Genomic DNA, 23,796 nt, shown 5'->3' on the forward strand with positions numbered 1-23,796 from the left:
AGTTAGGGTTTTTGTGTTTTACAGTGAGTGAAAAAGTTTAACTTTCTTCTTTAGCCTTATTTTGTGGATCTTTTAAAACCGACATTTTAGGAGGCTGTAATGCAACAACACGCTCGCCCTCTTGAGGCGGCTTTTCCATATTTATTGTAAATGGTCTTAGTTTAACAGGTGTATCTTCATCGCTGTCTTTGTCGCCTTTCAATATGAATAGCGGTATAGCTTCAGGGTTCATTTCTTGGTAGTTTTCCCAATCAAATTCTTCTGAAATGCGCGTTGCGCTTACTTTACCGCCTTTAGCTATAACGCTACTTAAGCGTGCATATGAGCCATCATCACCAAATAGTATTTGTCTTGATAAAAATGTGGCACTGTCTTTGTTCGCCTTGGCGTGAGAAGTTGATGAGCGCAAAGAAAATACATTTTTCTCATTTAATAAATGAGAGAAATACTGCACACCCAGCGCATTATGATGTCGGTTTGGCGACAACGCTAATACACTGCGAATAGTGGTTAATGGTAAATAACGCTCTGCATGCTCAGACTGCGGATTACCGTAATAACACGCTAAGCCATCCATACGCGCCATTCTACAGTTTTCCCATGCAGGATCTGAAAGGTGAACCGGAATATTTTGCTCTTGTAAGCCACGCCCAATTGCACGTGATACATGGTTTGCACCAATAATTAATATAGTGTTTGGAGATGGCTGGCGTACACCTAATAGCTTTGCAACAGGAATGGCTGTTAAGCTTTGTAGTACAACTGTAATGATGATCACTGTAAATATCAGTGGCACCATTTTTTCAGCATCTGCAACACCTGCTTCCATCATGCTTAATGCAAATACCGACCCAACAGCTGCAGCAACAATGCCTCGAGGCGCTATCCAGGCGAGTACTAAGCGAGACTTCATTGGTAGGTCTGTGCCAAAGGTCGAAATTGCTATACACAGTGGGCGTGCAATAAAAAGTACTATGGCTAAAAATATAAATACGTCGCTGTCGAGCATCATTAAATCAGAGAGCTGTAAGCGTGCTGCAAGTAAAATAAACAGCGTTGATATTAATATCATCGACAAGTCTTCTTTAAACTCAAGTACAGAATCTATTTCTAAATCGTCTTGGTTCGCAAGCCAAATGCCAAATACAGTCACTGCTAATAGGCCTGATTCATGGCTTAAATAGTTTGATACAGAAAAACTAATGAGTACTAATGCCAATATACCAAACTTATGTAATTCAAATGGTAGCCATTCGCGGCGCATTAATAGTGTTGTTAGCCAACCTGCTGCAACACCAATACTTAAACCAACGCCAAGTGTTTTAACTAAAGCAATTATGGTGTGGCTAAATACTTCGCCTTGGCCTACAAGCATTACAGCTTCAAATACTAATACGGCAAATAATGCGCCAATAGGGTCTATTACTATACCTTCCCAGCGAAGAATGCGGTCTATGTCTTGTGTTGGGCGCATTGAGTTTAATAAAGGTGCTATAACGGTGGGGCCTGTTACAACAAGCACTGCACCTAACACCGCAGCAACACGCCAATTTAGCTCAAGTAACCAGTAGGCGCTTAAGCTAATAATAATACAGGTAGTAAGCATGCCGATGGAGCAGAGATTCCTTACAACTTTTCCTATCCCTTTTAATTCTCTGAAATGCAGAGTGAGTGAACCTTCAAATAAAATGACTGCAACGCTTAGTGATACAACAGGAAATAGTAAATCACCTAAAAGTGCATCAGGGTCTAATACACCACTAAATGGCCCAAGTAGAAGACCAGTAAGCAATAAGAAAAGAATAGCAGGCACTCTAAAAGCCCACGCGACCCATTGGGCAAGCACAGAGCAAAGTGCGATACCGGCTATGTAAATTGCTGACATAGATTAAGAATTCCTTATTTATGAAGGTTTGTTTAGAAAGTATAACTTTTGTTAATTATTAATACAGGGGTATACACGGGAAATTCAAATATTACTAATCAATTTTAGCTGCTTATAGAAAATTAGTAGGCTTAAATTATTTTGCGCGTGTTAAGCCACCTTATTTTAAGCTGTATTAATTGTTTAATAGATTGAATTTTAATAACGATCTAACACCACAAACGAGAAGGAATTAGCTTCGCTCGAATTTTAACCTTGATTTTTAAGAAGTATTTAGTGTAATATACTTCGTGTTCTAATAATTAGTTATCTAATGAAGTTTGTTGGAAGTAAAAGTGGTTTGTTAATCTTAACGTCATTTTTAATCTTTATAATCATGCATTAGTGATGTTACTAGTATTTGAACACTACATAATTTCATTTGCCGAACTCTTGGTATGGTTTTGCTAAACATGTTTATTTAATTATTTAAGTAAATAAAGGTTTGAGTTGAACTATTACTTTCAATGTTTAACCCTCATCGTGGCGGTTAAATCTCGGTCCTTTGGTCTTCACCCTATCTGTTGGTGTATCAGACTTTAGAGGCTCTATGTATGTTGTTAATAAAAAAGCCACACACAGCTTTTTACAGCGATGCATAAACAACACTTTTAAATTTTTTGATTAGTGCTGCTCAATATTATTGGGTTGTTGCTACTTTATACTTAACCTTAAATCTAAGCTTATTGTTTTAGATATGGTTTTCGCGTGTGTGTAAAAAAAGTGTTGCCTAAATGAAAGACAAATTCGAAGCTATGTTTTAAACCTAGCTAGTTAGTTTTAGCTCGTCTAATTAAGGCGAGCGCAGATAAAATGGAAAGTTGAACACTTATGCAAAAGTTAAATTGGCGACGTATCGTACTTAAAGTAGGTAGTGCATTAATTGCACCAGATCAAGATGGCTGCCGTTCGCGTTACATATTAACCATCGCACAGTTCATTGTTCGTTGTCGTGCCCGCGGGATAGAGGTGATTTTAGTATCATCTGGTTCAGTAGCGGCTGGCGCACATTTATTCCCATCAGATAAACCACGTTCTGTGGTAATGAAAAAAGCAATGGCGGCAGCAGGTCAAACCGAAATGATGGCAATGTGGGATCGCTTTTTTGACTTTCCTTCAGCGCAGTTATTATTGACTCATGGTGATTTACGTGATCATGAGCGTTATCAGAGTATTCGTGAAACCGTATTTACCCTACTAGAGCACGGTATATTACCTATCATTAACGAAAATGATGCTGTAACTACTGATGATTTAAAAGTAGGAGATAATGATAATCTATCAGCCATGGTTGCAGCTGCAGCAGATGCTGATGCATTGTTGATATTTTCGGATGTTGATGGGTTGTATGATAAAAATCCTAACTTACATGATGATGCGGTGTTACTGCCTGAAATAAAATCAATTGATGAATCTATTTATGCTATGGCAGGATGTGCAACAAGTGCTGTTGGCACTGGTGGCATGAAAACTAAAATAGAAGCAGCCGAAAAAGCAACGTCACATGGTATAGCGACTTATATTATAAACGGCTTTAAAGAAGAAACATTTACAAAGCTGCTAGCTGGAGAAAACCCTGGCAGCGTATTTTTACCGTACGAAAAACCAATGCAAGATTCTGTACACTGGATGACACACACAGCAAACGAGCAAGGCGAAGTTGTTGTTGATGGATCATTTGACGAATCGCTAGAAGGTGAAAGCGGATGTATTCGTGGTGATGAAATCATGGAAGTGCATGGTGAATTTGCTGTTGGTGATACCATTTTAGTACGTAGTGAAGACGGTACGCGTTTGGCGAAAGCGACCGCTAATTATAGTAGCTGTTTGTTAAACTTTATTGCAGACAACGAACAGAGTGAATTCAGCGAAAAAATGCAGGATTCAATTGGACCAGTTATATCTGAAAAACATATCGCATTATTGGAGAAGTCATGAGTTTAATTACGGACATTTCACGTCAGGCAGCAAAAGCTGCACATACACTTGCTTTACTCGATACCGAGACTAAAAACCAAGTATTAGTTGAAATGGCAGCGGCACTAAGAGAGCAAAAAGCATTTATAATCAAAGAAAATGAAAGTGACCTAAGCGCAGCACGCGATAATAACTTAGCAGCTTCAATGATCGACCGCTTAACGCTAAACGATGAGCGTATTGAAGCAATGGCTGAAGGCATTGAAGTCATAGTAAGTCTAGATGATCCTGTTGGTCAGTTACGTGACATCACAGAGCGACCAAATGGTATTAAAATTCGTAAAATGCGCGTACCTCTTGGCGTTGTATGTATGATTTACGAAGCACGCCCAAATGTTACAGCGGATGCCGGCGCATTATGTTTTAAATCGGGTAATGGTGTTATTTTACGAGGCGGTAAAGAAGCCCTTAAAAGCTCACAAGCTATTGCAAGCGTAATGCACAGTGTGCTTGAAAAGCACAACTTACCGGTATCGCTTATTTCAGTGATTCCAGATCCGGACCGCGCACTATTAATGGAACTAATGCAGCAACGTGAAAGTATTGATTTAATCATTCCACGTGGCGGCGAAGGATTAATTAACTTCGTTACCGAAAACAGTACGATTCCTGTAATTCAGCACTACAAAGGTGTTTGCCATCTTTATGTTGATAAAGATGCAGATCTAGAAATCGCGCTCAACTTACTACTTAATGGTAAAACACAGCGTACTGGTGTTTGTAATGCACTCGAAGGTTTAGTTGTTCATCAAGATGTTGCAGATGAATTTTTAAATCTGTGTGCTGTCGTATTACGCCAAGAAGGTGTAAAAATAAACGCAGACAGTTTTGCTGCTAAATACTTTGATAACGCAACTGTTTTAGCCGATAACGAATTTGGTGAAGAATACCTAGACTTAGAAATCGCTATTCGCGTTGTTCCAAGCTTTACGGCAGCGGTTGAGCACATTGCCCAGTTTGGTTCAAACCATACTGAAGTAATTTGTACTAAAAACGAAGCTGCTGCAGAGCTATTCCAACGCAGTGTTGATGCTTCTGTAGTGATGGTTAATGCGTCATCTCGCTTTTCTGATGGGTCACAACTAGGGTTAGGCGCAGAGATTGGTATAGCAACTTCTAAGCTTCATGCTTACGGTCCAATGGGGCTTGAGTCGCTAACTACTGAAAAGTATTTAGTTAATGGGGTAGGCCAAGTTCGCGGATAACGACTAAAGCTTAATTTTATTAAAAAAGCCGAGCATGAAAATGTTCGGCTTTTTGGTTTTTAGACTACTCTGTAGTTAATTTAATTTATCAAGCCAATCATTTGCAGGTTCAGGTTTATGCAAATGGTAGCCTTGTAATATTACTTCAGGGTATTCTTTAAATAAATCAAAGTGAGATTGATTTTCCACACCTTCAGCCACTATTTCGAGTTCAAATACACGGCCTAAGTTTACAATCATATCAATAATTAATTTATCATTATTATCGGTAGGTGCTTCTAAAACAAAAGAGCGGTCTATTTTTAGTTCTTGTATTGGTAATTGTTTTAGGTAAGTTAAGCTCGAATACCCAGTACCAAAGTCATCAATTGATACTCTTACACCTAACTTTTTAAGACGATGGACAGCGCTAATGGCTGCTTCCATATGATTAAGTAAAGTCCCTTCAATAATTTCAATAGTCAGCTGTTGAGGATTAATCCCATATTGTTCTATTTTATTGCTGATGAAGTCTAAAAAGCGTGGCTCATGAAAGTGGCGTCCACTTATATTTATAGATAAGTTTAAATCAGGGTGTGTTTTACTAATCTGCGTTAAGATTTTTAGAGCGTTTGAGCTGACCCAGCAATCCAAATCATAAATAATATCAGACTCTTCAGCAATCGATATAAACTCCCCTGGGCTAATAAAGCCTTTTTGGGGATGTTCCCACCGTAATAAAACCTCAGCACCTTTAAGTTTATGATTTCTATCAAATTGAGATTGTAGATAAAGGGAAAGTTCATTTTGCGTAATTGCTTTGCGTAAATCTTGCTCAATTTCAAAACGACGCTTTGCTTGCTCGCCAAATGAGGTATCAAAAAAGGTAATTCTGTTACCCCCTTTCTCTTTTGCTTTGTAACAAGCAGCTTCGCAGTTCCTAATTGTTTCTATAGCACTTTCCCATTGATCTTCTCGAGGAAAAATATACGTGCCAATACTCACAGTTAAACTTATTTCTTGTTCATCAACAAAGAAAGGCTGATTTACGGCAATTAATAACTCTTGTGCTTTTCTTTGGGCAACTATTTGAGCTCTAGTTCGGCCTATACCTTTATCAAGTGTACACAATACTGCAAATTCATCACTGCCTAAACGAGCAATAATATCTTTTTTATCAAGATGGGAATGAACACGCTTAGTAAGCTCTTTTAGTATTTTATCGCCGGCAAGTAAGCCTAAACCATCGTTAATTGAGTGGAAGCTATCTATATCAATAATGTAAATATAAGCGTAATTTTTTTCAGAGGTGCAGACTTGGAGCTGTTGTTCTAATTGTTTTAAAAATCCATTTCGATTAGGTAGGCCTGTAAGTTCATCATGCCATGTTAGGTAATCTATTCGTTCTTGAGTGACTTTTAAGCTAGATATATCGCTAAAGACACCAATGTAATGTACGTTTGTATCTTGATCGCCTTTAACCATACTGAGAGTTAGTAATTCGGGATAAAGCTCGCCATTTTTTCGTCTTGTTACCAGCTCACCACTCCAGTAACCCGCTCTATTTGCATGATGCCAAACTTGATCAAAGCTAATACTTGGATGATTATTTTGTTTAATATCGTGCAACTGCATTTGCAGAGAATCAGCTTCACAGTAACCTGTAATACGACAAAAAGAGGGATTTACAGCAATTATTTTGCCATCACTATCTGTAATAACAACGCCATCTGCAGTGCCTGTTAAAGCTTGATAAAATAATTTTTGTTTTGAAGAAAGCTGTTTGAGTTCTTCTTCACGCTCACTTAATTCTAATGCAAGCGATTCTATTTCGAGGAGTTTATCGTGCAGATCAAAGTTTTTTTCTATAAGCCTATCTAGCATGCCTTGAGCGGTAATATGAGTGCGAATACGCGCTCTAACGAGTGCTAATTTATAAGGCTTATGTATGTAATCAATTGCGCCCATGGCAAAACCTTTTTCTTCAGACTCCTCTTCGGTAAGCGCTGTTACAAATATGACAGGGATCCCTTTCGTGTTCTGTTTAGCTTTAAGTATATTACATACTTCATAGCCATCCATGCCCGGCATCATTATATCGAGCAAAATTAAATCTGGACGTGTTGACTCAACAAATACGAGGGCTTGTTCACCACTTGTAGAAATACGTACGTCATAATCAGTTAAAAGTCCTTCAACTAATACGTGTAAATTACTAGGTTCGTCATCAACAATAAGAATTAAAGGTTTTTGCTTTTGCTCTGCAGTTAATCCATTGCCATTTGCGAGATAATTTGAATGCACTATCTATCCTTCTTTGCGTTCTTTGCAACATTAAATCTAGTTCAGGTTGGTGGTTATGCCTAATTTTTATTATTGTTGTTTCTATAGTTATCAATTAGCTCAATTACTAACGCGTAGCTAAAATTATCGATAGCTTCTTTGACCTTAAATAAAGGATGGTCTCGATCGTACTGATTTCTGTCTAATTGTCTAATCAAACTGCTAGGTATTGGACGAGCCGTTAATGCTAATGAATATATATCATCAATAACTGAATCTTCACTTCCTAGTTCTTGTAATTGTATATGCTCTTTTTTTAGATTTTCAGCTACTAAAAACTGTTTTACAGCAAAAAGTGTGAGTGTTAATTGATCAGTAAAGCTGGATGATTTAATGCTTTTTCCATCAATTAATTTTTTCTCAATACTTTGGGTACTTTGTTCTAGTACTTCCAAACCTAATGTACCAGCTAACCCTTTAAGTGTATGCACTAGTCGAGTTAGGCTTTCGAACTCTTCATTTTTGATTAATATATCAGCTTTAATCGAAAAGTCATTGTAATCGTTGACGAATTGAGTAAATAATTTCACTAATAATTCGTCATTATTCTCTAAGTTTTCTTTTGCTAATGGGAGGTTTATAGTGCTTAGTGGTTCGCTACTTTGTAGGTGCTTTTCTATACTGTTGTAAAGCGCATCAAAAATAATTGGCTTGACTAAAAAGTCATCCATACCCGCTCTAAACGCTGCTTTTCTATCACTAGGATCGGCGGCGGCAGTAATTGCAATTATTGGGGTTTTGAAGCCTCGTTCTCTTAATATTCTTGTTGCCTCTAGCCCATCCATAACTGGCATTTGTACATCCATAAAAATAATATCGATATCATTTTTATCTATTTTCTGTAAAGCCTCTTGTCCATTATCAGCAATGATTACAGTCATATCTAGTCTGGCTAAAAGAGCTGAGGCTATTTCTTGATTAATTTTGTTGTCATCAACAACCAGTGCATTAAATCCAGAAAATTTAGGATGAGGTTTTAATGGCTTTTCTTTAAAGTTACTAGGTGAAAGCTTTCTTAATACTTCTACTTCGCTATTTTTATTACCAATAATGATAATGTCTATATTTTCATTTTTTGTAATTGGTTCCGGGGACTCTTCATCGGTAATTAATAAAATGAGCGTCAATTTTTCATTAGTGTTTTTATTCTTAGCGTAAAGTTGTTGTAAAATAAAGTTATCGTTGAGCTCTTTTTGTTCTATAGACATTATTACAATACTAAATGGACTATTAGGCTGAGACATTTTAGCAATGGCTCTTAATGGTTCTTGTGTGGTTTCTGTTGTTATATTTATATCACTTAGCAAGTTCATTAATTTTTTAATTTGCTCATTATCGGGGCTAATTAATAGGGCATGCTTTTTAAGTTTTTGCTGCTCAGATAAGGTAAAGGGTAGAGTAAAGAAAAACTCGCTACCTTGATTAATCGTGCTTCTTACTTGAATATCTCCGCCAAGCAGTTTAGTTAATTGTTTGCTTATAGTGAGTCCTAAMCCTGTCCCGCCGTACTTCCTTGTTGTGCTCGAATCACCTTGTGAGAAAGACTGAAATATAATTTTTGATTGATCTTCCGTCATTCCAATTCCGGTGTCTTTTATACTAAAGCGTAGGTTTATTGTTTTTTCGTGTTGAGATGTTGCTTCTATAATTAATGATACTTCACCATGCTCTGTAAATTTAATTGCGTTGCCTACACAATTATTAATTATTTGGTTTAGGTGCATGGGATCGCCAATAAGTTCAAGGCCAGCATCTACATGTAAAATAAAGTTTAATCCTAAGCCTTTTTGTTTTGCATTAGTTGAAAACAAATTTTGAACGTTAGAAACAATAGTATGTAAGGTAAACGGGATTTGCTCTAGCTGAACTTTGTCAGATTCTAGCTTAGAGAAATCTAAAATATTATTTAAGATTTGTAATAGGTTTTGAGCGCTTGAAAAGGCTTTATCTGCATAGTGCTTTTGTCTTGAAGGAAGTTCGCTACTTTGTAAGAGTTGCAGCATGCCTAATATACCATTCATTGGAGTGCGAAGCTCATGGCTCATGTTAGCTACAAAATCTATTTTTGTTTTATTGGCTTTATCGGTTTGCTGCATAGCACTCGTTAGATCGGCATTCATTGTCTCCATTTGGGTATTTAATACACGAGTTTCGTTAAGTAGCTCTTTGGTTTGCTTATTTTTCAGATATAAAGCATTAGCTGCTTTTATTACCGATGCTATTTCAGTTTGGTTTTGGCTGTAATTAGAAATAGTTACGGGCTTTTCGTTATTCATATCTCTAAGCAATAAATTGAGTTGAGTAATCGGTTTTATAACCGATCTAAAAATAAAATAGCTTAAAATTAAAACGATTAACATAATTAAAGCGGCAAATATATTCGCCTGCTCTGTGTTTGTAGTTAAGTGATTACTTAGCTTATCTTCAGTTTTAGTTAGTTTGTTTTTTTCTATCTTTTTAATTTCATTTGTTAAGTATAGTAATTCGTTTTCTATACCTGTTAAAACTACATTTACAGAAAAAGTGTAGCTGCGGGTAAGCAGTACAAGTTGATTGTAAGCTTGTTTTAAATTTACTGCTTTATTAGAAAATGATTCATTAATGATCGAGGTGCTCGTTAGCTTTTTATATAAGTGATCTAGGTTTTGTTTAACATTTTGTGCTTCATCAAAATTAGGTTTATAGAGGTAACTTACCGCTGCGTGTTTTAAATTACTAATTGTAAGTAAAACATCGTTAAAAATAACTTTATTACTATTATTTGAAGACTCTTCTAAGTCACTAATTGTTACTTGTAATTCATCAATAGGTTGTTTAAATTGAGTACTGTAAAGATGCTCACGTTTCTTTCTGTTTATGACAACTTGGCCAAATGTATCTTGATAACTATTTAAATACTCGCCAAGGCGAACTAATGAGTTACTGTGTTCTGGTGCGTGGTTTAAGGTGCTTGTTTTTAGTTGTTCAAGATTCAGATTTGCCTTATTTAAATAAAAATTAAATTTGGTAATCGTATTTTCATTTGCATTGTCAATAAATGAGACTGCATGCGCTTGTAGGGAAATAATATCATTTTCTAAGTGGTTTACAGCTTCACTTTGAATTAGCGCATTATGCTGAGACTGTTGTAAGCTAAGTAAAGCGTTTTGTGAATAGTTAAATAGGTAACTTTGCAAAATAAGTAGCCCAACAAGTAAGCATAAGGCTAAAATTATTTTTGATTTAATAGAATTTATTATCATTATCGGCTAATCAACTCATACCATTTTTGCAAGCTGTAGTCATAGGTTGACATAACTGTATTCCATACTGCTACATTGCTAAAGCGTTTATGGTAACTACCACCATTACGTTGTCCACCTGCCTTTACTGCTACGTCGCCATTTGTATTTAATAAGTCTATGTTTGTTACCTGTCCACCGTACCAGTAATCCCATTCAGACTGAGATAGGAGTAGCTTAGAGCGCTGCGGGTTACTAATGTAATAACCTTGGCGAGCAATAAATGCACCTGGCCAGCCTGAAAGCCACCAATTCATATAATCGTAAGCTGCATCTTTTACGCTACTTTGTGTTTGTGATGATAAACACATAACACCATGCCAGCCTCGGTAGCCTTCTTTTGGCGCGGCAAATCGTACATTAATATTTTGGCTGTTTAACGCAGAAACAGCAGGCGAAAACATACTTTCTATATGGGCTCGTTTACTTTTCATAAATTCAATCGACTCAGGAACCGAGTTCCAATAGCCACTAAAGTGACCTTGGCGTTTAAAGTCGAGTAATATACTAAACAATCTATCAAGTTCTGGGCGGGTTATTGCACCTATATCGTTAAACTTTATAAGTCCTTTACTTTGTGCTGCTAGGGCTAGGTCAAATAATCCAATGGTAGGCGCATTTACGATAGCTACTTTACCTCTGCTCTCGTCATCAAGCAGCCAACTCCAGCTTTCGGTTTCGTATGCGATACCGGGCTTAATAAAATCGGTGTTGTAACCAAAAGAGTCAACATTATGCACATAAGGCAAAAAGCTAATGTGATCGCTCTCTTGTGCGCTTAATGTGCCATCGGGTTGAACATTTAATAATTTATAAGGGGCATCACCTGCACCAATACTTGCAGTCTCGGTTAGTTTTCCCGTTTTAGTAAGTGGATTTATCTCGTTAAAGTAGGTGAGCCGTTTTTTTTCTATTGGCTGTATAGAACCTGCATCCCAGAGCACATTAATGCTGTTTGACCATTGTTCGTATAAATCAAAGGAGCTAGGGGCCATTGATGCCTTTTGCAAAACAGCAGCGCTGCCTGCAGGAGTAAATTCTATATTAATACCTAAGTCACTCATCGCTTGTTTACGGATAGCCTCTTGGAGTGTTACATGCGTACCAAGCACCCTTAATGTGACTTTTTTTCGGGCAAAAACATAAGGCGCATGTGTTATTGCACCAGCTGTTAAACCTATTGCAGCTAGCTTTTTTAGCGTTGAACGCTTAGGGTTGTCCATGTTAAGCCTAAAGTATTAATGTGTGACATTATGTATAGCTAAGAACTTGTAAAGACACAAGTTGAATGGATAAATTTAAAATTATTTAGAATGAAAAATTAGAATGAAAAATTAGAATGAAAAATTAGAATGAAAAATTAGAATGAAAAATTAGAATGTTAGGGTGTCAAAAAATAATAAAAACAATGGAAAAATAGAAGAGTAGAGCGAATTTGAAAAGGAGTAGGAAAGTGGTGGAGCTAAGCAGGATCGAACTGCTGACCTCCTGCGTGCAAGGCAGGCGCTCTCCCAGCTGAGCTATAGCCCCACATTCCTAAGTTACATATAATGTAACTGCTTGACTGCTGAGTTCCAAGCGGGACGAACTTTAAGTTTTTTTATAAAATTGGTCAAGTATTTTTTCGTAAATTTTCACTGTTTACGTCAATTTTTGTTAGACTCGGCTTAATTCAAAACTAAAACGATAAAAAACAATGAAAAAATGTGTTCTAGCGCTTATGGTTTTACTCGCTGGCTGTGCCTCAAATGTTGAGCCGCCTTTTGAAATAAATAATAAACAGTTTCACGAAAAGCAAGATGAGCAAGGCAATAAGCTTTTTGCTTATGTTGTTTCGGTAAAAGCTAAGCATCGTGAAAACTTTAACTTAGACCGTGGTCCTAACAAGAGACCAAGTCGTGGTGAGGTTAAGCAGTATATAGAGAAAGAGCATTTTGAAGAATCGAGCATTTTGAAGTTACAGCTAGAAGACCAAGCAGTTGAATTATTAAATCAAGAGCTAAAAGAACGTAAATACTGCGATAACAAACATGAAGTTAATGATGTCTTATGGCGAGATTTGAGTGTACAGCTAAGAGGGCGTTGTTTGTAATATGTTGGCTGATAAAACTAAGTTAGCAGAGCTTTTGGCGCACCTAGATATTACTTACGATGCAATAGAACATCCACCGCTACATACTAGCTTAGCGGCAGATGAGTTTATGATTGAGCGCCCAGGTACTCGTCTTAAAAACCTATTTTTACGCGATAACGAAGGCAAGCGACACTTTTTAGTTATTACAGCGCACAATAAGCAACTCGACTTAAAGGTATTGTCAAAGCAGCAAGGTCTTTCACGCTTAGGGTTTGCATCAAGTGAGCGGCTAGCTAAATATTTAAAAGTGGTTCCTGGGTGTGTATCTATGTTGGCTCTTTTAAATGATAAGCAAAACGAAGTGAGCTTATGGGTCGATCAAGATATTTGGCGCGGTGATTTGTTTCATTGTCATCCATTTGAAAACACCCAAACATGGTTGCTTAGTAAAGCTGATTTAAAAACATTTTTTAATCACACAAAGCATCAACCGCGCGTTGTATTTTTACCCTCAAAATAAGCCCACATAATTAACGATAAACCACATAAGCAAACTGCAAGCAGCGTAAACATAAACGCTGTTTGCCCATGATGTTGGTATACCACACCGGGTAATAACGACCCCAATGCACCGCCACTGTAATAAAACGATACATATCCGCCATTGGTTACACTTGGCGGGGCTTTACTTATTTTATTAACGAGTGGCGCTGCGGTTGAGTGAATCACAAACATAGCACCACAAAACAAAGTAAATGCGATTAAAAATAAGCTAAGCTGGTGGCTGATTAATAAAATAATACTCACACTATAAAAACTAAATACCGCAGTTAATAAATGCCAAGGCGAAGGGACTTTTTTGAGTAGCCAAGGTGCAGCAATAGAGGCGAGGGCACCAATTAAATAACCACTGTAAACTAAACCTATGTCACGAGTATTGGTAATTAAAAACGTGTTTTGTAATATAAACGGCAAGTAATTAAGTAGTGCAGCGAAACAAAAAAACATACAAAAAACGGCGCCGTAAACTTTAAGTACAGCGCCTTCTTTAAGTTGTTTAATGTAATCGAGTGGGGAAAGTTGCGACTGTGTAGCTGGGTTTGTAAAGCGAGAATGCTTAATTGTCAAAGCTAAACAAATAAGCATAAAAGCAATTAGGTAATAAAAGCTCTGCCAATTCCATAAGTCGCTAAACAAAGCTGCGAGCACACGACCAAAGTAACCACCAACTATACTGCTACCTATATATAGGGTCATATTTTTTTGAAGTGTATCAGCGCTATAACTCATGCCTATATAACTAGTCATTGCAGTTAAAGCTGCGGGGAGCGTTAAACCTTGTAAAAATCTGACTAATAATAAAAGCTCAAAGCTATGTACATAAATAAAAAGTAAGCAGCTAAGGCCTAAAAGCACCATTGCAATACGTAATATAAGTAGTGGATTTATTTTTGCTAAAAATAAACCATAAACCAGCGGGGCAATGGCTAAGGGCAGCATAGTTGCAGTCATTAAGCTGCCAGCTACCGCAGGTGCTACATTAAATTCGCTCGCAAAAAGGCTAAGTAGGGGTTGCGGTGCATAAAGCACAAAAAATATAAATACCGAGCAAACGAGTAGATGAGGTAAACGCATTATATGGCTTGTGCATTTGCTTATTGGTTGCGTGGTATTGTATTAAAAATTGCTTTTAATTCATAATTAAAACCATAGTCATTGCGCTATATCATGATTTGTTTTAACTAGTTTGCTAGATTAATGTCGATAGCGCTGTTATTTGAACTCGTTGGTGATTAAAATAGCGATAATATTAGTTTTTAGTGGAACAAAGTCATGGGTTCATTACAAGACCAATTGCTTCAAGCAGGATTAACAACATCGCATAATGCTAAGGTTGCTAAATCAGAAAAGCGTAAGCAACAAAAAAAGCAAAAGAAAGGGGCGACTAGCAACCCAAGTGATCTGCAAAAGCATATTCAACAAACCAAGCTAGAGCAGCAAAAAAAAGCTGAAGAGCTTAACCAAACACGCCAAGTGAGCTTAAAGCAGCGCGAACAAGAAGCGCGTGTTAAACAAATTTTAGAGCACCACAACCAAGATGCTATTCGTGGTGAGCGCACATTTAATTTTACTTATCAAAACAAAGTAAAAAATATCGACGTGAACGAGAAAACGCAAAAAGCGTTATCGGGTGGTCGTTTAGCTATTTGTGTACTAGAAGGGCAATTTTACGTATTAGATGACGAACCAGCACGCAAAGTGGCTGAAGTTGACGAAAAGTATATTGTTTTTCATGTAGAGCCAGAAAATAAACCAAAAGATGAAGATGACCCGTACGCAGACTTTGAAGTACCAGATGATATAGTGTGGTAATAGTCTATTAAGGGTAAGCTCATTTTTATTTGCTAAAGTATATAAAAGTGAGATAGAAACGAGTTAGCGGCTTTTGGTTAAGTTGATCGTCTAGCGTCGTTTCGTACGTATGCTTTTTATTTGATTGTTTACTACAATCAATAGAACAGTTTTTCTAACCGTCAAAAAAGAAGAGTAAATACAATGAGCAAGATGAAAACACTACTATTAGGCGCGGGTATTACTTTAGCCGCAAGCTTCTCGTTTAATGCAGCTGCTGCCGATGGCGCTGCACTTTATACCGCTAAAAATTGTCAAACTTGTCATGGCGCTGAAGGCAAAGCACCAATTATGGGTATGTACCCTAAACTAAACGGTCAAAACAAAGACTATTTAGTAGCGCAAATGAAAGATATTAAGTCAGGTGCACGTAATAACGGTATGACAATGGCAATGAAAGCAATGGTTGCAACGGTAACAGATGAAGAGTTTGAAGCAATTGCAGATTACCTAGCTAACGTAAAATAATTTACGCAGTTATACCATTTAAATGCAATTGGTATTTTAGTTTTATAAACAGCCACACAATAGTGTGGCTGTTTTGTTTGGTGTTTGCTATAAAATAGAGACTGCTTTAGACTTCTAAACATCTGTTCGTACAGGTTAATAATGTACGTTTTTATAAGGCTCATTATGTTTGATTTACCCCAACTCGATTTAAAAAATAAAGTATCAGCACAAGAGTGGCAACTCCGTGTTGATTTAGCCGCGTGTTATAGACTGGTAGAGCACTTTCGTTGGGGGGATTTAATCTATACGCATTTATCAGCACGTTTGCCTGGCACAGATCACTACCTAGTAAATGCCTTTGGTTTAACCTTTGATGAAGTAACTGCGTCTAATTTAGTAAAGGTTGACTTAGACGGCAACATTATTGACGATACGCCATTTAGTATTAATCCAGCTGGCTTTACTATTCACAGTGCGATTCACGAGGTACGCGAAGACGCTCATTGTGTTATTCACCTTCATACTAAAGAAACAATCGCAGTCGCTACACAAAAAAATGGTTTATTACCGCTTAGCCAATATTCAATGTTTTCATTGCCATCGCTTTCTTATCATGGCTACGAAGGGCTTGCAGTAAACGACGACGAGCGAAAAGTGCTGCAAGATGATTTGGGCAGCACTAACCATATGTTATTAGTAAACCACGGTGGCTTAACAGTAGGCCCAACGGTAGGCGATGCGTTTATGCGCTTTTATGATTTACAGCGAGCGTGTGAAATACAACTAGCGCTACAATCAAGCTCGCAAGAAGCAATTGAAGTACCGCAACCTATAATCGACAATATTTATAATCAAGCAAACGTAGTACACAGTGGCAGCACCGGCGGGCAACTTGCGTGGCCTGCAATGTTACGTAAAGCGTATCGACTTGACCCTAGTTTTGCAAAATAACCCATAGCGGTTAATAAGGAATTTTAATGAAAGTAAATCGCGTTGAAGTATTTGATATTCACTGTCCAGATAGACCTTCTTGGACACCTGTGTTTGTACGTATTCATACTGACGAAGGCATTAGTGGTGTTGGCGAGGCGGGCCTTGCATACGATTTAGGTCACAGTGCTGCAGCGGCTATGATCAAAGAAATGGCCGACGCCTTTTTAATAGGTCACGACCCATTTCAAACAGAAAAACTATGGTCACGTATGTTACGTGAAAGCTTTTGGGGTTTAGGCGGCGGACCTGTTGTATATGCTGCAATGAGCGCAATTGATACCGCACTTTGGGATATAAAAGGTAAAGCGCTTGGTTTACCTGTATACCAGTTATTAGGCGGTAAGGTTAACGACAAACTACGCACTTACGCTTCGCAATTACAGTTTGACTGGGATAGCGAATTTAAAGCGCTAGTACAACCGCAAGAATATGCAGAAGCTGCTTTAAAAGCGATGGCCGAAGGCTATGATGCAGTTAAAGTAGATCCAATTCAGTACGATAAAGACGGCAATACTTATTACGACCGTACAAAAATAATCTCACGTACTGAAATGAAGCTATACCGTGCGCGCATGCAAGCTATTCGTGAAGCTGTGGGCGACGAAGTAGACATTATTTTTGAATGCCACAGTTTACCGGGCGTAACAACAGCCATTCAGTTGGGTGAAATTGCAGAAGAATTTGACTGTATGTACTTTGAAGAGCCAGTTAACTACCTAAACCATTCATTACATGCAAAAGTAGCAGATAAAGTTAATGTGCCAATTGCTGGTGGTGAGCGTTTGTATAATCGCTGGGGTGTGCGCCCGTATTTAGAAGATCAAAGTATTGATGTTCTACAACCTGATATTGGTTTATGTGGTGGCTTTACCGAAACTAAAAAAGTGTGTGATTACGCTGATATTTTTGATGTGCGAATTCAAGCTCACGTATGTGGTGGGCCTGTTGCAACTGCAGCATCACTGCACTTAGAAACGGCTATTCCTAACTTTTTAATTCATGAGCACCACACTTATGCGATTAAAAAGTGGAACCGCGAGTTATGTTTACAAGACCCACAACCTAAAAATGGTTTCTTTGAAGTGTCAGAAGAGCCCGGGTTGGGTATTGAATTAAACGATGAGATTGTTATGCGCTCTCAACGTGTAGAAATAAAGTAACTTTTTAACCTAACTTTAGGTCATACATTAAAAAGCCGGTAAGTGATTAGTCACTTACCGGCTTTTACTCGTTTGGGGGGAGGTAAAGCTTGTTATAACTCGTTGATTTTACATTCCACGTCTTTAAGTTCAATAGTGGCTTTACTATCAAGGTGGCGTATATAGCATTGCTTGCCTTTAATCATCAATTCAAACTGATCGGGTGTATTGCGACTTTGCGTGTCGATAATATTATTACCACCCACATTGCTAAGAGTTACTGTGCTGCTGGTAGTAAATACATCATCAGCTAATTGAGTCTCTTGCATATGTACAAGTGTTTTAATTGCTTTGCTAACGGCTGTTTTATTTGGCTTTGCCAGTAGGGCATGTTGCAGCTTAGGTGTCGGGTCTGGGTTTTGAGATATGCAGCCATTGAGAAGAAGCGCTGAAAATACAACGATTAGTAAAAAGTACATTTTCATAAATTGGCCGTATTATTATAAAAAGAGAGTTTAATATAACTAGTTTTACTTAAACTTGGTAGTAGTGCTTAGCGTTTGCATAGCTAAGGTTATGCCAGATCTTATCGTTTGAGCATAACGCCTTATGGCAGTGCCATAGAGTGCTGTAGCTAGTATTTACTTGGCACACAGGGAAGTTGCTTGCAAACATAATACGCTGCTGGCCAAAGTGATTAAAAAGAAAATTAAAGCACGCTGCTTGTTGCTCACTGGTGAGCTGCAGTAATTCAAAACCAGAAAATTTAATAGCTATGTTGTCGTGCTGAGCAAGTAACTCAACACCTTGTTGCCATGCACCTAGATTACTTGGCAACCCTGCATGATTGATTATAATTTGAAGTTGCGGTAGCTGCTTAGCGTAGTAAATTATTTGTTTGGTTATTTCGCTGTTTTCAATATCAAATTGAGCTTCAAAATGCAGTTTATTTGTAGCCAATAAATTAAGGTTATTAATACAGTGAGGGCTTATTAGTCTCACCGCATCATCTCCTTCGGTTATATCTCTTATACCACAAAGGCTTGAATGAGCCAGTGCACTTAGCGCGTGATTAAATTGCTCTGCGGGCGCATCAATTTGGTTGTAACTAATAGCCTTAAATGAAAGGCTTTTTAAATGCGAGCTTAGCCAGTTTAACTCGTTAATAGGGGAGGTGTTATCAAACCCGGCTTCTATATGAACAAGCCCTACGAGTTCAAAATCAGTACTTTCAACAAGTTGCTCTGCACTTACTGGTTGTTTAATTTTTTCTAGGTTAGGCCATGCTGGTGGGTTTTCGCCTTGTAGCCAAGTATATTGCCCCTCGGCAAGATTAAAAAAATGCACATGAGGGTCAATAATTTGCATCCTCATTGGGCAGTGTAACCACCATCAATACTTTGTAGGCTACCTGTTATAAAACTGGCATCATCACTTGCTAAAAAGCTCACAAGGGCAGCAACCTCATCGGCTTGACCTAATCGGTTAAGCGGTTGCAGACTTGCTTCCTCGGCAACGATTTCAGCTTTGTTTGCGCCACTTTTTGCGCAGTACGCATCTATCGCGTTATGAAATAGCGGGGTTTCTATTGTGCCAGGGCATACCGCATTTACTCTAATATTAAAGCTCGCGTAATCAAGCGCCGTTGTTTTGGCCATTGAGGCAAGGGCATGTTTTGTTAGGTTGTACGCAAAAGAGTTTTGCTTACCTATAATTGCCTGATCGGATGCGACTAATATAATAGCGCCGCTACTTTGCGCTTTCATGCTTGGCAATACGGTTTGTATTGCGGCATAGGCGCCTTTAACATTAAGCGCAAAAAGCGCATCGAGAGTTTGCTCGTCGGTGCTTTCTATATTTGCGCTTAAGTGTTTTCCAGCATTAGAAACAAGTACATCAATACGTTTGCTTTGTTCACAGATAGCGTTGATACAGCTTTGTACCGCCGATACATCACTTACATCACACTGATGAAATATACCCGTTTCGCTTGGCTCTATATCAAGGTTATGTACTTCATAGCCATTGTTTAGCAAACGCTTTACTACGGCTAGGCCAATACCTTTTGTACCACCTGTAACTATTGCAACTTTAGACATACTTACTTCCTTTATTGCTAACTAGTGAGAGTGACCGCAGCCGCCTTCAGCGTGCACATGTCCGTGAGAAACTTCTTCACTCGTCGCTTCACGTACAGATACAACTTCAACGTCAAATGTTAGTGTTTTGCCCGCAAATGGGTGGTTTAAATCACAATCTGCGTTAAAACGACCAACCTTAACAATAGTAACCTGATGACGACCTTGGTTAGAGCTAACCATTGCTGTCATACCTGGTTTCCATACTTTAACGTCGCCTTGTAGGTGCTTAAGCGGAATACGTTGAATTAAGTCATCAACACGCTCGCCGTATGATTCACTTGGCTCTAGAGTTACACTAAATTTTTCGCCGGCTTCTTTACCTTCAAGTGCTTTTTCTAAACCTGGAAGCATGCCTTCGCTGCCATGAATGTAAGTAAGTGGCGCTTCGTTTGTGCTGCTTTCAATTTGTTCGCCCGCTTCGCTAAGGGTGTAATGAAATTCAACTGCTGAATTTTTACTAATTTGCATGCTTGTCTCTTCAAGTTATAACTATGTTAGGGCGCGATTTTACGCGAAATATACTTGTTTATAAACTTAACGTGGCTGATTTAGTGTTTTTTGTAAATCTAGCAGTAAATCTTTTTTTATGGGTGCTGCTTTTTGCTTTTCAGCCTGTGGTATAAACAGTACTAATTGAGTACCAGGTTTTAGAATGCTCGATGCAGATAGCTTATTCCATTTTGCCAAGTCGCTATGGGGTACATCGTAAAGCTGACTTATACTCCAAAGGCTATCGCCCGACTTAACTTCGTAATCTATTTCAATGGTGGGGATCGCAATCTCTTGGTGTTCTAAATAAGGGCTGATTTTGTAATCAACAGTTAATGTGCTTGGCAGAGTTTTAGGTTGTCCAACTAATAACTTTTCTCCAACACCTATTAAATTATTATTTTTATTATTAAGTTGTTTTAACGCTTTTACAGACATACTAAAACGCCTAGCGATACCGTAAAGCGTATCGTTTTGTTTAACGATGTACTCTCCAGCAAAGTTTGATTTGAAGAACTGACTTTTTAATAATGCTTCTTGTCCTATAGGTAGCAGTAAAGTATGCGGCCCATTAGGTGAGCTTTGATTTTTTAAATACCCCTGATTAATAGCATGTAACTGCTTTGAACCTATACCAGAGAGCTTAGCTATGACTGAAAAATCGAACTGCTGGCCTATATTCATCTGTGTTGTAAATGGTTTATATGCAAGCTTTGGGCGTTTAATGCCCTTTTGTGGGTGTTTAACTAAATAGCTTAAAGCGAGTAACTTGGGTACATAGTCAGCGGTTTCTTTTGGCAGACTGAGCGACCAGTAATCGGTGCTTTTACCGCGTTTTTTGTTTTTTTCGATTGCGCGTTTAACACGGCCCTCACCACTATTATAAGCGGCCAAAGCATGTAGCCAATTACCATCAAAGCGTTTATGTAAGTAACTTAAGTAATCAAGTGCAGCATCGGTTGAAGCAAGTACGTCTTGGCGCCCGTCATACCATTGATCTGATTTAACACCAAAGTGATGCGCCGTTGCGCCAACTAATTGCCAAACACCAACAGCTTGCTGTGATGAGGCTATTGTTGGTCTAAAATCGCTTTCTACAAATGGGAGTAAAGCGAGCTCCATAGGTAATTGCTTTTGCTCAATTTTTTTTACGATGTGATACAGATAAGGCGCTGCGCGTTTGCTCACCGTTTGTAAGTAGTTAGGTTGCTTTGCATACCAGCTGATACGCTTTTTTAAGGCGCGATTTTGATAAATCGTAAAGTGTAGATTATTGGCTATATGCACCCACAGATCGGTAGTTTTAGGTGGGCGCTTTTTTACGATTGTTTTTTTGAATTGAAGTGGCGTAACTATCTCATTAACTTGAGGCGTTTGAGCTATTTCCTCGTCAGTATCATAAGTATAGTCAGGCTCAAAATGAGTAAATATTTGTGGAGCTTCTTGTGGTTCTTGCTCCGTTGATTGACAACCAAATAACAAAATACCCAAACAACATAAAACCAAACTGCGCATAGTGATCACTTTTGTAAATTCCTTTTATTATTTTAACACAATCCGTTGTGTTGAGTTATTCCGCGCTTTTTACGCGATTTAGGCCTGCTTGTAAAAAAAAGTTACTCGATTTTATATTAAGCGCTTCTTGTTTATAGGGCTTAATAACTGATTCAGGAAACGACAGCATTAATTGCTCAATACTTTGATCTTTATTGTTTTTAACATGCTCTGTTATGGCTGTTAAAAATGATAGTGGCTGTCTCAGCTGCTCTTTTGTTAATGTGCCGCCGTGGCCCGGTATAATAATAGCGAGCTTTTCGTCGTTAATATATTGCTTAAGCAACGTTTGCCAACTTTTAAGTTCGCCGTGACCAGGATAAGGAAGCCAGTCAACGATATCGCCACCAATCAGTACACTGCCATTATTAGTAGTAATAGTTAAATCACCGTTAGTATGCGCTTGCTGCGGCTCAAGCGTTACCTCAAAACCACCAAGGTCGATAATTTTACGACTATCAATTACTATTTCGGGTTGGCTAAGCTGATACTCCTGCCAGCGAAAAAGTCGCTTTTTTGCAAGCTTTAACTTATCACGCCATTTAGATTGCTCTTCTTTGGGTACATTCGCTAACCGTTGGTAGCTCAGCTCAATGCTCTTTTCATAGGTGTCTAGTTTGTCGGTATATGCTGTTTGGTAAAGGCTAAAATTTTTATTTACTTGCTGATGAACAACGAGCTTGGCATCAGGATAAAAATTTTGCATAACCGCCATACCTAGCAAGTGATCGTCATGGTAATGCGTGGCAACCAAATAGCATAAAGGTGTTTTAAGGCGTTTTTTTAAATCTTCAGCAAGTTGTTCAACTGCAGCAAAATTGGCACTCGTATCAACCAGTAGGGCACATTTTTCGCCTTCAATTAATACTTGGTTAGAGTCGTAAAAGCGAAGCTTGTCTTGTTGCTTTAAAAACTGAATATGAGGGTTTATTGTATTCCAAGTTACGGCAGCGTAGGTGTTTGGTGCTATTGATAGTAAGGTGCATGCCAATAGTAAGTGCTTACATGAAGAGGTTATGTTTGAAAGTTTTAACTTCATTTATTATCTCTACGCTGAGGTTTAATTACTTTAATAATAAACAAAAAGCGCAGTATGCGCTTTTTATTTTTGGTGTTTGGGGTCATTTGTCAAATGCTGACTGAGTTTATCAATCAATTGGTCTTGATGCTGTTGTTCAACTGTAGCCTGTGTTTTTGCTTCTAGCAATTCGTGGCTTAAGTTTAATGCTGCCATTAATAGGGCTTTTTGATCGTTTCTAACGGTTGAGCGTTGTTTCATTTGCTCAACTAAGTCATTTAGATTTTTAGCTGCTGCTATTAATGCATCTTCCTGCCCTTCGGGGCAAGCAAATTGCTGCTCTTTACCTAGCAACTCAACAGTGACCCGCTGGTTTTGCAGCTCAGACATTAGCTAGCCTGTTGTGCGCTTTGTAATTTATCAAGAAGACCAGATAAAGTAGTGCTGGCATCTTTTTGCTTTTCTTCATTTTCTAAAGCTTCAAGCTGTAGTAATTCGTTTTCATCGCTTAGTTTAGTGTTCTGTTCTTTTAAAGTAGCAACATCTGTTTGTAATTGATTATTACGTTCGATTAAAGAATCGATCAGTTGTTCGAGTTGTTGAAGAGTAGTGTTGTTCATAAAGGCGCTCATATAACTGTAATTAATGTCATGCAAATGTAAAGCAAAGTGTGTTGATTTGCCAGCATTTACGGTGGTTTTAGCTGATTTTTCTTCTGCGTTAAGGGATAATTCAGTATATGAGCTTTTTCATTCAGAAATGGTTCACTTTAACACTCTCTTATCTTGGTGTAAGTTGCCAAAGCCTAGTGCTTATG

General features: G+C 38.1%; 21 protein-coding genes and 1 tRNA gene. 8 read left to right on the plus strand and 14 right to left on the minus strand.

Features of this window, described 5'->3' with window-relative positions; genetic code table 11:
- Positions 1-37: 37 nt before the first annotated feature.
- Entirely contained in the window at positions 38-1,885 is a 1,848-nt protein-coding gene (locus tag EU510_RS12465; RefSeq protein WP_149593761.1) for a cation:proton antiporter, read from the minus strand.
- Between the two features lie 870 nt (positions 1,886-2,755).
- Between EU510_RS12465 and proB the strand changes: the two genes are divergently transcribed.
- Complete coding sequence (gene proB, locus EU510_RS12470; protein WP_149593762.1) at positions 2,756-3,862, plus strand: glutamate 5-kinase; 1,107 nt, start codon at positions 2,756-2,758, stop codon at positions 3,860-3,862.
- Positions 3,859-5,106 carry a glutamate-5-semialdehyde dehydrogenase gene (locus EU510_RS12475; RefSeq protein WP_149593763.1) on the plus strand — a complete coding sequence of 416 codons (1,248 nt, stop codon included), beginning with the start codon at positions 3,859-3,861 and terminating at the stop codon, positions 5,104-5,106. Before proB ends, EU510_RS12475 begins: the two co-directional genes overlap by 4 nt.
- A 75-nt stretch (positions 5,107-5,181) precedes the next feature.
- Here EU510_RS12475 and EU510_RS12480 read toward each other — a convergent pair whose 3' ends face one another.
- The 4 genes from EU510_RS12480 to EU510_RS12495 all read right to left on the minus strand — a co-directional run bounded on the left by EU510_RS12480 (position 5,182) and on the right by EU510_RS12495 (position 12,239).
- A complete protein-coding gene (locus EU510_RS12480; protein WP_149593764.1) occupies positions 5,182-7,389 on the minus strand; it encodes an EAL domain-containing protein in 2,208 nt (735 codons plus the stop codon).
- A gap of 59 nt (positions 7,390-7,448) precedes the next feature.
- Positions 7,449-10,670: a response regulator gene (locus EU510_RS12485; protein ID WP_149593765.1), complete on the minus strand. Its 3,222-nt coding sequence runs from the start codon at positions 10,668-10,670 to the stop codon at positions 7,449-7,451.
- A complete protein-coding gene (locus EU510_RS12490) occupies positions 10,670-11,932 on the minus strand; it encodes a PotD/PotF family extracellular solute-binding protein (RefSeq protein WP_149593766.1) in 1,263 nt (420 codons plus the stop codon). The genes EU510_RS12485 and EU510_RS12490 overlap by 1 nt, the downstream gene beginning before the upstream one ends.
- 231 nt (positions 11,933-12,163) lie before the next feature.
- A tRNA-Ala gene (locus EU510_RS12495) sits at positions 12,164-12,239 on the minus strand.
- Positions 12,240-12,405: 166 nt separating this feature from the next.
- Between EU510_RS12495 and EU510_RS12500 the strand changes: the two genes are divergently transcribed.
- Positions 12,406-12,801 carry a hypothetical protein gene (locus EU510_RS12500; protein ID WP_149593767.1) on the plus strand — a complete coding sequence of 132 codons (396 nt, stop codon included), beginning with the start codon at positions 12,406-12,408 and terminating at the stop codon, positions 12,799-12,801.
- Between the two features lies 1 nt (position 12,802).
- A complete protein-coding gene (locus EU510_RS12505) occupies positions 12,803-13,303 on the plus strand; it encodes a prolyl-tRNA synthetase associated domain-containing protein (protein ID WP_149593768.1) in 501 nt (166 codons plus the stop codon).
- Here the strand turns inward: EU510_RS12505 and EU510_RS12510 are convergent.
- On the minus strand, positions 13,270-14,418 hold the full coding sequence (locus EU510_RS12510; protein ID WP_149593769.1) for an MFS transporter: 1,149 nt from the start codon (positions 14,416-14,418) through the stop codon (positions 13,270-13,272). The two genes, EU510_RS12505 and EU510_RS12510, sit on opposite strands and share 34 nt — an antisense overlap.
- Before the next feature lie 198 nt (positions 14,419-14,616).
- Here EU510_RS12510 and EU510_RS12515 point away from each other — a divergent pair, with 198 nt between their 5' ends.
- The 4 genes from EU510_RS12515 to EU510_RS12530 all read left to right on the plus strand — a co-directional run bounded on the left by EU510_RS12515 (position 14,617) and on the right by EU510_RS12530 (position 17,798).
- Positions 14,617-15,156 (plus strand): DUF2058 domain-containing protein, encoded by a 540-nt coding sequence (locus EU510_RS12515; protein WP_002957867.1) that lies wholly within the window; start codon positions 14,617-14,619, stop codon positions 15,154-15,156.
- A 183-nt stretch (positions 15,157-15,339) separates the two neighbouring features.
- Positions 15,340-15,663, plus strand: a complete 324-nt coding sequence (locus EU510_RS12520) for a c-type cytochrome (protein WP_002957866.1) — start codon at positions 15,340-15,342, stop codon at positions 15,661-15,663.
- A 165-nt stretch (positions 15,664-15,828) separates the two neighbouring features.
- Positions 15,829-16,596 (plus strand): class II aldolase/adducin family protein, encoded by a 768-nt coding sequence (locus EU510_RS12525; protein ID WP_149593770.1) that lies wholly within the window; start codon positions 15,829-15,831, stop codon positions 16,594-16,596.
- 26 nt (positions 16,597-16,622) lie between these two features.
- Positions 16,623-17,798 carry a mandelate racemase/muconate lactonizing enzyme family protein gene (locus EU510_RS12530; RefSeq protein ID WP_007375956.1) on the plus strand — a complete coding sequence of 392 codons (1,176 nt, stop codon included), beginning with the start codon at positions 16,623-16,625 and terminating at the stop codon, positions 17,796-17,798.
- 92 nt (positions 17,799-17,890) lie between these two features.
- On the opposite strand, the gene EU510_RS12535 is transcribed toward EU510_RS12530, so the two are convergent.
- From EU510_RS12535 to zapB, 8 genes are all read right to left on the minus strand, one after another.
- Positions 17,891-18,262 (minus strand): hypothetical protein, encoded by a 372-nt coding sequence (locus tag EU510_RS12535; RefSeq protein WP_149593771.1) that lies wholly within the window; start codon positions 18,260-18,262, stop codon positions 17,891-17,893.
- 49 nt (positions 18,263-18,311) lie between these two features.
- Positions 18,312-19,151 carry an amidohydrolase family protein gene (locus EU510_RS12540; RefSeq protein WP_149593772.1) on the minus strand — a complete coding sequence of 280 codons (840 nt, stop codon included), beginning with the start codon at positions 19,149-19,151 and terminating at the stop codon, positions 18,312-18,314.
- On the minus strand, positions 19,148-19,876 hold the full coding sequence (locus EU510_RS12545) for an SDR family NAD(P)-dependent oxidoreductase (protein ID WP_149593773.1): 729 nt from the start codon (positions 19,874-19,876) through the stop codon (positions 19,148-19,150). The genes EU510_RS12540 and EU510_RS12545 overlap by 4 nt, the downstream gene beginning before the upstream one ends.
- A 21-nt stretch (positions 19,877-19,897) precedes the next feature.
- Positions 19,898-20,386, minus strand: a complete 489-nt coding sequence (locus EU510_RS12550; protein WP_002957860.1) for a peptidylprolyl isomerase — start codon at positions 20,384-20,386, stop codon at positions 19,898-19,900.
- A 66-nt stretch (positions 20,387-20,452) separates the two neighbouring features.
- Positions 20,453-21,922, minus strand: coding sequence for a LysM peptidoglycan-binding domain-containing protein (locus EU510_RS12555; protein ID WP_149593774.1), 1,470 nt, complete (start codon positions 21,920-21,922; stop codon positions 20,453-20,455).
- Between the two features lie 55 nt (positions 21,923-21,977).
- On the minus strand, positions 21,978-23,000 hold the full coding sequence (locus EU510_RS12560; RefSeq protein ID WP_149593775.1) for an MBL fold metallo-hydrolase: 1,023 nt from the start codon (positions 22,998-23,000) through the stop codon (positions 21,978-21,980).
- Positions 23,001-23,063: 63 nt separating this feature from the next.
- Positions 23,064-23,369 (minus strand): cell division protein ZapA, encoded by a 306-nt coding sequence (locus EU510_RS12565; protein WP_149593776.1) that lies wholly within the window; start codon positions 23,367-23,369, stop codon positions 23,064-23,066.
- Entirely contained in the window at positions 23,369-23,599 is a 231-nt protein-coding gene (gene zapB, locus EU510_RS12570) for a cell division protein ZapB (RefSeq protein ID WP_002957855.1), read from the minus strand. The genes EU510_RS12565 and zapB overlap by 1 nt, the downstream gene beginning before the upstream one ends.
- Positions 23,600-23,796 lie beyond the last annotated feature (197 nt).

The organism is Pseudoalteromonas sp. FUC4, from assembly GCF_008370255.1.
Taxonomy (GTDB): domain Bacteria; phylum Pseudomonadota; class Gammaproteobacteria; order Enterobacterales; family Alteromonadaceae; genus Pseudoalteromonas.

What these genes read in the sequence shown, in the direction of transcription:
- EU510_RS12465 (WP_149593761.1), bottom strand. Translation starts at nt 1,885, where the DNA reads ATGTCAGCAATTTACATAGCCGGTATCGCACTTTGCTCTGTGCTTGCC.
- proB (WP_149593762.1), top strand. Translation starts at nt 2,756, where the DNA reads ATGCAAAAGTTAAATTGGCGACGTATCGTACTTAAAGTAGGTAGTGCA.
- EU510_RS12475 (WP_149593763.1), top strand. Translation starts at nt 3,859, where the DNA reads ATGAGTTTAATTACGGACATTTCACGTCAGGCAGCAAAAGCTGCACAT.
- EU510_RS12490 (WP_149593766.1), bottom strand. Translation starts at nt 11,932, where the DNA reads ATGGACAACCCTAAGCGTTCAACGCTAAAAAAGCTAGCTGCAATAGGT.
- EU510_RS12500 (WP_149593767.1), top strand. Translation starts at nt 12,406, where the DNA reads ATGAAAAAATGTGTTCTAGCGCTTATGGTTTTACTCGCTGGCTGTGCC.
- EU510_RS12505 (WP_149593768.1), top strand. Translation starts at nt 12,803, where the DNA reads ATGTTGGCTGATAAAACTAAGTTAGCAGAGCTTTTGGCGCACCTAGAT.
- EU510_RS12510 (WP_149593769.1), bottom strand. Translation starts at nt 14,418, where the DNA reads ATGCGTTTACCTCATCTACTCGTTTGCTCGGTATTTATATTTTTTGTG.
- EU510_RS12515 (WP_002957867.1), top strand. Translation starts at nt 14,617, where the DNA reads ATGGGTTCATTACAAGACCAATTGCTTCAAGCAGGATTAACAACATCG.
- EU510_RS12520 (WP_002957866.1), top strand. Translation starts at nt 15,340, where the DNA reads ATGAGCAAGATGAAAACACTACTATTAGGCGCGGGTATTACTTTAGCC.
- EU510_RS12525 (WP_149593770.1), top strand. Translation starts at nt 15,829, where the DNA reads ATGTTTGATTTACCCCAACTCGATTTAAAAAATAAAGTATCAGCACAA.
- EU510_RS12530 (WP_007375956.1), top strand. Translation starts at nt 16,623, where the DNA reads ATGAAAGTAAATCGCGTTGAAGTATTTGATATTCACTGTCCAGATAGA.
- EU510_RS12535 (WP_149593771.1), bottom strand. Translation starts at nt 18,262, where the DNA reads ATGAAAATGTACTTTTTACTAATCGTTGTATTTTCAGCGCTTCTTCTC.
- EU510_RS12540 (WP_149593772.1), bottom strand. Translation starts at nt 19,151, where the DNA reads ATGAGGATGCAAATTATTGACCCTCATGTGCATTTTTTTAATCTTGCC.
- EU510_RS12545 (WP_149593773.1), bottom strand. Translation starts at nt 19,876, where the DNA reads ATGTCTAAAGTTGCAATAGTTACAGGTGGTACAAAAGGTATTGGCCTA.
- EU510_RS12550 (WP_002957860.1), bottom strand. Translation starts at nt 20,386, where the DNA reads ATGCAAATTAGTAAAAATTCAGCAGTTGAATTTCATTACACCCTTAGC.
- EU510_RS12555 (WP_149593774.1), bottom strand. Translation starts at nt 21,922, where the DNA reads ATGCGCAGTTTGGTTTTATGTTGTTTGGGTATTTTGTTATTTGGTTGT.
- EU510_RS12560 (WP_149593775.1), bottom strand. Translation starts at nt 23,000, where the DNA reads ATGAAGTTAAAACTTTCAAACATAACCTCTTCATGTAAGCACTTACTA.
- EU510_RS12565 (WP_149593776.1), bottom strand. Translation starts at nt 23,369, where the DNA reads ATGTCTGAGCTGCAAAACCAGCGGGTCACTGTTGAGTTGCTAGGTAAA.
- zapB (WP_002957855.1), bottom strand. Translation starts at nt 23,599, where the DNA reads ATGAACAACACTACTCTTCAACAACTCGAACAACTGATCGATTCTTTA.